4 protein-coding genes and 1 pseudogene are annotated in these 10,558 nt (G+C 45.2%); 2 read left to right on the top strand and 3 right to left on the bottom strand.

Annotated elements, in window-relative coordinates; all coding sequences use genetic code 11:
* From WC509_05000 to WC509_04990, 3 genes and pseudogenes are all read right to left on the bottom strand, one after another.
* Positions 1-612 (bottom strand): hypothetical protein (locus WC509_05000; protein ID MFA5006800.1); only part of this gene is annotated, 612 nt, incomplete at its 3' end.
* A 165-nt stretch (positions 613-777) separates the two neighbouring features.
* Complete coding sequence (locus WC509_04995; GenBank protein ID MFA5006799.1) at positions 778-1,776, bottom strand: IS3 family transposase; 999 nt, start codon at positions 1,774-1,776, stop codon at positions 778-780.
* A pseudogene (locus tag WC509_04990) lies at positions 1,740-2,009 on the bottom strand (helix-turn-helix domain-containing protein). Before WC509_04990 ends, WC509_04995 begins: the two are co-directional and overlap by 37 nt.
* A 982-nt stretch (positions 2,010-2,991) precedes the next feature.
* Here WC509_04990 and WC509_04985 point away from each other — a divergent pair.
* Both WC509_04985 and WC509_04980 read left to right on the top strand, forming a co-directional pair.
* Positions 2,992-3,222, top strand: a complete 231-nt coding sequence (locus WC509_04985) for a hypothetical protein (GenBank protein MFA5006798.1) — start codon at positions 2,992-2,994, stop codon at positions 3,220-3,222.
* Positions 3,223-3,750: 528 nt separating this feature from the next.
* Entirely contained in the window at positions 3,751-10,557 is a 6,807-nt protein-coding gene (locus WC509_04980; protein MFA5006797.1) for a DNRLRE domain-containing protein, read from the top strand.
* Position 10,558: the final 1 nt, after the last annotated feature.

Here is a 10,558-nt window from a genome sequence, read left to right as displayed (position 1 = left end):
ATATTGATAGGTCGTAGATGCCGATGCGGCGATCGTGCTCGTCGCAAGATGGCCGACGTTGAATCGAACGTTGAAGCTTACATCGATGCCGTATGTCGGCGATTCCGCCGTATACGTTGCTGTATAGAATCCTTTCCTCAGCGTGTCGAAGTTCGTCGATTGTCTATCGGTCTCTGCCGTATAATAGACGCCTGTCGAGTCGTCCTTATATCGGAACGTCAATGTCGGATAGTCTCCACCGATTTCCGCGGACTTGACGGTGGTATACGGATAAATGCTGTTGTAGTAAGGGATTACTGATCGGGAGCCGCTGTTCACCAAGGAAGATCCGGGAATACTCGGTGCAGTCGCACGGTACGCCAGGTTCGAAGCTGCATAATACTGATAAACCGATGTTCTGTTTCCTCTGTCATCGTAACTGTAAACGGTCGAGTATGTTCCGGTTCCTACAACATAATAATCTTCTACAACCAGTTGATTGAGCTCGTCATACTGGTAATAATTCGTTGTTTTCAGCGTCGTTCCTTCGCTATACGAAACTTGAATAATGTTTCCAAGTTCATCATACAGGTGCTTGTATGCTAAACTGTTGAAATAAAAACCATCGCTCAATCAAGGATATAACCGGCATTTGTGAGAGTATAAACGGAAGGTTCCCTATGACTTCTATCAGAAACATAAGCATCCTAATCTCATCGGAAAAAATGCAGACCAGAACCGAAAAACGACTCGACATTGAACGAGTCAATGGTTAGTAGACACATAAATGCATGATCTTCATTTCATCCCCCGTTCGGTCCTGTACTGAACGGGGGTTTTATATCCCAGATTATACGCCAGGCGCAGATTGTTGAAGTAATGGACAAAGACTTTCAGGACCTGGTACGGGTCTTCTGTCGTGGCGAAGCCGAAATCCTTGTACAGTTCGTCCTTGATCCAACCGATCATCGACTCGGCGATCGGATTGTCCGTCGGCGTACCGGCTCTGGACATCGACTGAGTGATATGCTTTCCACGATGGGCTTCGGCGTACGCATGGGATCCGTAGATGGTCCCTTGATCGGTATGCAGAATCGTTTCGCACTCGGCGTATCCGCGCTTTTTCTTGCACGCCAGGAGTATTCGGAGCGCCGCCAGATGATTCGGCTGCGAATTGCCACTCACGCTTTTGGCGGCGTCATATGCCACGATTTCGTTGTTGAATGTGTCGAAATGCAGATTCAAGTCGAGTTTCCTTCCCCTCGAGTGGAGCTGCGTCGTATCCGAAACGACGATTTCGAACGGACCGTTGGCGACCCACCGGTTTTGGACCAGATTCGGATATTGAAGCGATTCCTCTCCCTTCGTCGCGACGCGGGGCTTGCGTGCGATCGAACGGATCTTGAGCCCCTTGCATACCTTGTGGCACAGCCAGTTCGAGAAGACCCAGCCCGTCATGATCCGGATTTCCTTCGCCAGATGGCGATATCCGTACGTTCTGTGACGCTTGTGCTCCGCAATCACGAGATTGCCGAGGAGCGCCCGATTGTTCTCGTATCGGTTCGATTCGCCGCGCCTTCCCATCCAGCGGTAGTATCCGCTCCGCGAGACGTCCATGACCTCGCACAGTGACGCGAGTCCATACTCTCCACTCAACTCTTGGACGATTTCGAATTCTTGCCGGATCGTTGCTTTTTGGCCTGATCCGCCTCCTCGTTGGTGTAGCCTTTTTTTAACCGCAGATTCTCGATTTTCAATTTCATGTTCTCGTACTCGAGTTGCTCCATCGGGGTCAATTCTTTTCGCTTCGCATATTTGGTCAGCGGATTTCCCGGCTTCTTTTTGTTCTCCAGCGCCGCTTCCCCGCCTACCCGATACTGCTTGAGCCAGTTGCTGATCATCCCAAAGCTGATTCCTTCATCACGCCCCGCCTGCTTGACACCCATTTCGCCGGCGAGAACCTTTTTGATGATTGTCAGCTTTGCATCTTTGCTCCAGTAGCGGTTCGTGCCGCCCTTTGGTCTCCCCATGTTGATATCCTCCTCGGTTCGATTTCACTCTATCACACACGTTCCCTAAATGATACAATGACAAAAAAACAAAGGGGACAATCACTTAAAAGACAAAATGAAAAAGATGTTGATGAACACATAAGGGTTCTTTATGTGTCTACCAACATCTTACCATTTCAACATTCAGTTGTTTCCACAGAATCTGATCAAAGTGAATAGCAAGTGGTTCGCCCTGGAAGCACTGATTCCGTGAGCGGAAATTGAGGATGAATTGTCGGATCTGGAACGGACGCGATAGGGGACGCTGATCATCCAGACCGGCAGAGGAACATCGGATAAGGAAACGCTCGAAGTCATGATGGTTACTCCGATGCTTCAGTACTTTCTGGGAATGGACGAATTCATGATGGATCTGCCGTTCGATGCCTCGCTTATGAAATAAAATACCGCCAACTGATCGGGATCGAGATCGCGAAGGAACTCATCGAAATATTCTTGAAACATCATAAGGTAGTCGGTCGGAAATCGAAGCCGGAAGTGAGATATGAAGGTTCGCTACCGATTGATGTGACGGCGTTCCCGGTGAACGTCACGTATCCGACCTATCACCAACTTGTCAATCAAGATCGGGAAAAGACGGAAAGATCATCGATGAGTATCATGAATTGTCACAAGAAGTATAGAAGCCAAGAAACGTATCGCGATGAAGCGCGAACGGACAATCTGAAGTATGCCAAGGCGAAACGGCTGACAGCCAAAACCCGGCGTACATCACTGCGTCAGCAGCTCCAAGACATCAAAAGGAACATTGAAACGATCGAAACGAGAGTCCAATGCGGCTTTTTTGCCTTGAATGAAGACCAAACCATAGAATTGTCGACCTAAAAACGATCTTCGAGCAACAAACGGCAATCAGACCGTATGTCAGCTTCGACCTCGCATCCGATGCATCGTCCGCGGGAGGGCGGGGGCGCCTTGCGAGTTTGGGCCCAAGGTCGCCTTGAGCAAGGTGAACGGCTGCATCTACATTGCCGAGATCTTCTTCGACATCATTAACGAGAGTCTGACGTTGAAGGCAATCGTCGAACGATACAGGGAACTGCATGGAGTGTATCCGGTGTCGTTCCGTACCGACAAGATCGACCTAACGAAAGACAACAAGGCGTATTGCAGGAAACAAGGCATCCGGGCTTTTCCGGCAGACTGCTCGAGAGGCCGAAGCACGAACTGAATCCGACGGACGAAGCGCCGGTGAAGGAAGACTTCGTGAAAAGGCTGGAGATTGAAGGGGCGATCGGAGTTTCCCAAACCCGGTACAGCCTCGCCGAGCTGATTACAAGGCATCCGGAATCACAGAATACACTCATAGGCCTTGTGAATATCGTGATGAACCTTAAGCATGTTCTTCCTTTTCTCCGTTTCGGGCTGTATCGAAACGCAGGCCCCCCGAATCAAATCAAATCGACCTCGTTTTCGATGATGAACCTTGCGAATTCTGTTGAACCTCATTTGTCAGCAACCCTTATAGATTTATGTATTGACAACAAAAAAATGCCGAGATATCATGAATAGCAAATGGAATGCAAGCGATACATCTCATTGAATGATCATTGACGGTGAAGACATCCGGCAAGGACATGACGATAAATGCAGACGCGAGACCGGATGGAGTACGGCATAGTGCGCCTGTTTTTTATTTGGAATGAAACGATGTTAAGAGAGGGAAGAGCGACCAGATCGGGTCGCGGGGGCATTCAAAATGAAGAATATGTTCAATAGAACCATGAGCAACGAATACTATCTTTTGTTGTCCGCGATTCAAAAGCGAATTGCTAAGTTTGTGGCGATTCTACTTGTGATTTTCACCATCGGCAGTTCCTGTGTTCCAGTTCAACGCGTGTATGGGAATGTGTATGATTTCACTGAACAAACCCAGGATGTTGAGAATGAAGAGGACGACAAGGTCGTCTACAGGACTACTGAGGATGAGGATTTTGATGTTTCAGCGGTCGATATCAAGTCAGAAATCGTCGATCTCCGCTCTCCGAATACAAAGACATTTATCAAGAAGGACGGAACTTACATCGTTGCGATATATGATGAAGTGATCCATTATCTGAGCAACGGCGTGTACAAGGATATCGACAACACTCTTATATACGATGTCGAAAGCGACTCATACGCTAACCTCGCTAACGAAATCGGTATTCGTTTTCCGAATAAGCTGGATTCGAACAAACCAATCAAGTTGTCACTCTCCGATTATGATATCGAGTGGGAAATCGAGGGAGCAAAACGGACCTCATCGACGATCTCAACAGACGTAGCACCGTCCGAAGACATAAAGCAATTGACGAAGATATCCAGAAGCGTTTTTTATGACGATGTATTCGTTGGCGTTGACATCCAGTATACTGTCAATAGTGACTCAGTCAAAGAAAACATCATCGTTGATCGGTATATCACGAATTTCTCTTTATCATTTACGTATACGACAGGAAAACTCTTGTTGGTTATAACTGACGAGACGAATTATGCGTTTGTTACTTCTGAAGGTGAGGAAGTATTTCATTTTGATCCGTTGGTGATGTACGATAGCGCATCGAATGCATCCGACAAAGTTGCTCTTGTCGTACAAGAAGTCAAGAAAGGCGAATATTCCGTCACAATCATTCCAGATGATGAATGGATGAAAACCGCGGTCTATCCTGTTACAATAGACCCGATAATTAGCAGCGCGGTTCAATCGATGTCGATTTATGACACATATGTGTCAGAAGCCAACCCGACTACGAACTATTCGACGAGTGATTACATTTGGATCTCCGGCACGACATCAACGGCAGAGTATAGAGGGTTGTTATACTTTATATTACCGACAAGCGTGATGGATAAAGTCATCACCTACTCATACCTTACCCTGTCGAGAGATACGGCAAACTATACCGCCGGAAGAGTCATTGGTCTATACGCGAACAACACAACTTTCACGTCTTCAACCGTTACTTGGAACACAAAACCTAGTCATTCAACAAGTATGACGGATTTTCATGTGACAGATACGAATGGCAAGTATATATTTGATATTACTTCCGCTGTCATCGCCTGGCAAGCAACTGGCTCCACAACGACAAAAGGATTCACAATCAAAGACAAGTACGATTTCGGCGCGAACAATCGGGTATATTCTCTAGGATACGATGATGTTGCAGGATTAAAACCCGTCGTCGAAATCGGATATATAGATCCCGCGGGATTAAAAGACTTTTGGACATATAGTTCTCAAGATGTCGGACTCGCAGGAACTGGGTACGTTTCGGACAGAACCGGTTATTTGACTTATGTTCGGGACGATATTGCATTCGGCACCGACAAGCAATCTCTCTCTCTTTCATTCGCATACAATATTCTCGCGAGAACTACTGATGTGGGTTATGGAAAGGGATGGAATATCAACTATAACAATAAACTAGGATATGACAGTACTCTTGCGCTCTACTATTTGACAGACTACACTGGGAACAAGGTCTATTATCACGCTCAGTCAAGTTGCGATGAACGAATCAATCCCGCCTTACCCGAGGTGGATTATTGTTATTTGGCGGAAGACGGCTCAGGGAATGTGCTTGTAAGAGCATATGCTTACGGATACTTTGGTAACCAGTATATTTTGACTGATGATCAAGTTAAATATAACTTCGGAACAGATTATTATCTTGATAGCATTTTGGATCCCGCTACAAGTCTATCATTGACAATAGCTCGAAATTCATCCGCCCTAGATAAAGTAACGCAGATTACAGATCAATCTGGGAACCAAATCGTCATAACATATTCGGTAGCAGGTGTTTTGGAAAGTGCAACATTGAAAGTGAAGCAGACGAATGGATCATTGAGAGATCTCGAAACAGTATTGTACTTTGACAACGATTCGATATCCGGATTCGCTCCGAACGTCGTGCAATACAGGAAAAACTATCTTTCGAGTGAAACCATGACGACCTATGATGAGGTGAATTATGTTTATGATACCTCATACAGACTGACAGGGGCGTTAATTCCTTCAGAAGAACATATCGTATATTCGTTCTCCGCTACTCATAAAGTGGCGACGATTTCATCGGCTTACGACACGAGCGCTTTTGGACTCGTCACATACACCTATGCACAGAAGATAACAACCATCACAAGGGATTCTGGTAGCGAAGACCCGGATGATTATGTCATTTACAAATTCGATGATTATGGGCACACAGTCAACATCATCGATAGCAATAGCAATACGCAGTTTTTCCACTACATCAACCTTTTCAGTGACATCACGACATATAACGGCATCTATACTCAATCGGATGGCACGCCTAACTACCAAAACAATCATAAGTTAGTCTCGAAATCGAATCCTCAACTCACGAATTACAATCCAATCATAAATTCAGGATTTGAATACAATACATTATCCGATGGCTGCGATTGGGAATTAATGATCGACGCCCAAGGTGGCGCTTCGGTGGAGGCCGAATATCTACGCGATGAAGAAGAAGCCCTTATGGGTGGCTATGCGGGCGAGATCAATGTTGGGGACTCAACCGATGACGTTCATCTTGAACAGACAGTAACGCTGGATATAGGAGCGTATTCGCTGATTGGATTCATTAAAAACGAGACCGATTCTGACGTCTTGGTGTACGCGTCCGTCACTTGGCAATCGATCGAAGAAGAGAGCGACTTCATCGACAATAATGGTGAATGGTCGGATATAGGAATTACGTTCTATGTGACAGCCGAGAACACGCCTGTGACCATATCGCTATTCAATCACGCATATGGGCATGCATATTACGATAATTTCCAAATCGTGGAAGGATTTATTGATACTCGAGCAAATATGTTGGATAATCCATCATTCGAGGTTGGTGATACGAGTGGAAACTTTGCGGGTTGGTACACGAGCTTTGTTCAAGTCGATCGAGTACCGATCAGTTCATTTACTGATGGAATCTATGAAGACATTCTAGGCGATTATGGAGCGATCATAGACGGTAGCGCCACCGAAGCCAGATGGGCGACGGCATTCATGCAACAATATGCGGATACGACATATCTCCACCAACGTGGAGAGATGATCGTTGGCGGTTGGGCTTATTCAAACGGGACTCCGACGACATTATCGTCAGGCGCCTATCTGGACCAAAACTATCGGTACTTTCGCATCCGTGTCGATTTCATGTCGAATGTCGGACAATACGGCCCGGAAACAACTGGTGATTTGCTAGTTGGACGATCCTATGTGAATTTTGATCCATCCGTCATTGGATGGCAGTATACATATGCGACCATTCCTGTTCCAGAGGGGTACTTCAGATTTGTGAATCTGTTCATCGAGTATCAAGGCGAAGGGCAGGTTAATTTTGACGGTGCACAAATTTTCCTCGAAAGCGACTCAACAAACTACGAGTATAATAGCCAAGGTCAAATTGAACGAATCATAACCTCAACGGGCGATGTCACCGAATACTCTTACGATGATACGCTGCATTTCCGAAAAAATCCAGAGCAAATTACGATGCCTGACGGAACGATCGTGGAAGTATCCTCAGATAATGACAATGTTGTAGATCAAGTCGGATATAACAACGTCAGTTCTACTCCAACGTACAACAGCTACGGACAAGTATCTTCAATGCGGGTGGGCGATGAGGACGATTATTTTACGACGTCAACTGCATTCGTTCATCTATCTCAATATGTTGGATCGACAACAGATGAATTCGGAAAGACGACAGAGTATACCAATGATTACCTAACCGGATTACTCACAGCTATCGAAAATGCAAAAGGACAGGACACTCATTACATTTATAATAATGACGGTACGTTAAGCGAAGTGCGTTCAGTTGGCGAGTACACCGATCCAGAATCATCAACTGATGCAAAGGTTGAGTATATTTACGATACATCAGATCGTTTGTCTTACATCATCCTTGACACCAACTTCTCATATCACATCACTTACGATTCACAAGGGCGAATGGAAACGGTATATGTCAATACTCAGCCGTTGATGACATATACTTACGAAATGGATGGCACATATTATTCAGGATTGATGTCAACGCAAACATACGGCAATGGCGATATCATCAAACTTATCTACAACGACCTAAATCAAATATCGCAAATTCAATTTGCCAACTCGACATCACCAACCAACTTTGTGACGCGGTTTGGGTATGAGTATGATCAGTTTGGTCGGATTGCGGTTTATTCGGTCTATCGAAACGGTGTGATTGCCGGCAGCGAGTATTATACGTATAATTCATCCAATCAACTTGTTCATGTGACCGACGAATCTGGAAATGATACAGACTACATTTATGATGATCAAGGGAATCTTACGTCCCTTCATTTTGACATCAACGATACCGAAAGCACAACGAATTATCGCTACAACGAATGTTTCCTATATGATGAAGAGGATGTCTGCACCCAGATTTCGTCTCTGTATGATAATACGGAGTATGACACGATATCCGGAAATGATATTTTGAAAAATTATCATTACGAGGTAGAGGGATTATATCGACTAAGTTACATCTCACTCTTGATTGATAGCGTTGAGATTCAGCAGAAGTTCACATTCGTCGGAAACACGACGAGAGTATCAAAGATCGAATATGACATTATCGACATCACGGGTACCGAATATACATACTCCTATTTGTATGACGAGCTTGGGAACATCATTCAAGTTTCGTATAGCGAAGGAACGACGCTGAAAACGACGAATTATTACCAGTATGACGAGCTTAATCAACTGGTGATAGAAGATTATTATGTTGTGGGAACCGGAACATACTCGACCGTTTACAGTTACGACAGCAGAGGGAATAGAACATCGGTTTATCAGTATTATACAGCTTCGAACCTTGCGTATCGTACAACCGCACCAAGCGTTCCCGGGTCTTCCTTGGTGAACAACGGCTCCCGATCAGTAATCCCTTACTACAACAGCATTTATCCGTATACCACCGTCAAGTCCGCGGAAATCGGTGGTGACTATCCGACATTGACGTTCCGATATAAGGACGACTCGACCGGCGTCTATTATACGGCAGAGACCGATATACAATCGACGAACTTCGACACGCTGAGGAAAGGATTCTATACAGCAACGTATACGGCGGAATCGCCGACATACGGCATCGATGTAAGCTTCAACGTTCGATTCAACGTCGGCCATCTTGCAACGAGCACGATCGCCGCATCGGCATCTACGACCTATCAATATTCGACCGGATGGTTGGATCAACTCGCAAGTTATGTTACAATGGTTGGTGGGAATTCCGTTTCCCATGTATTGACTTATGACGGGCAAGGAAATCCGACGCAGATCACCAATTTCAAGTTCAACAGCACGACATACAATTATGCATCCTTGGTGTGGGATGGCAGGCAACTCGCCTCTATTGTGATGATCGGATCGTATGGCCCATTATACAAAGTCGATTTCGAGTACAATGATCAAGGCTATCGAACGGCGAAAATCAAATCGTCCTGGGTGAACTACGCTTGGTCGCAAACGGAACGGATCGACTACGAATTAATCGATGACAAGGTCGTCTATGAAACCAATGGAACCTATGGGTTGCTCTTCACATACGATTACGATGGGAAGATCATCAGTTTCAACGGCGATTTGAACGTCAACGACTCCACTCCGGGGCAAGAATACTTCTATCTTCGCAATCAGCAGGGCGACATCACGACCATCGTCGACGAATCCTTCGCGGCGATCGTGAAATACCGTTATGACGCCTATGGCAATACGACTGTTGTTTCAGACACATCAGGAGGCATAGTATCCTTCTACAATCCTTATACGTATCGAGGATATCGTTATGACTCCGATATCGGGATGTATTACCTTAACAGCCGCTACTACAATCCTCAGATTGGCAGATTCCTCAATGGGGACGGCTTGCTTGGAGAAACAGGGAACATTCTTTCTACCAACATGTACACCTACTGTGCTAACAATCCAGTAATGTATATAGACATAACAGGTTATATACCAAGTTGGTTGAAACTTGCACTTGTTGCTGTGGCTGTTGTTGCAGTTGTAGCTGTGGCCATTGCTGCCGTTGGGATTGGAGTTGTAGCCGCAGCAACAGTTATATACGCTGTTGCTTCAAATATATCCGAAATAGTTCAAACTGAAAATTTCATTGATGACAATAATGATATAGGCGCAATGACGAGTGAAGAATACTCTTCAGTTATTGCTGACGGAAATACTATTGGGTTGAGTGAGGCTGAAAAACTTGCATATATAAGGTATCTGCGTGAATATGGAGATAACGCAGGTTCATTATGCGAGAACTGGACCGAAGGACAAATGCTTAGGGAATTTAACTACCATGATCAAGCATATTATTTCTTTCATGATTGGTTAGGAATTTCGGATAATGAGTTTCCTTCATCAAATACTAAGTACGTAGATTTTGAAAATCCCCAAACAGCACGTACCTTTATATTTAGGTTCTTTGGAAATATGATACCTTAGT

It is taken from the genome of Candidatus Izemoplasmatales bacterium (assembly GCA_041649275.1).
In the GTDB taxonomy this organism is placed as follows: Bacteria; Bacillota_I; Bacilli_A; order Izemoplasmatales; family Hujiaoplasmataceae; genus UBA12489.
This window is presented reverse-complemented; position numbering and strand designations above follow the sequence as displayed.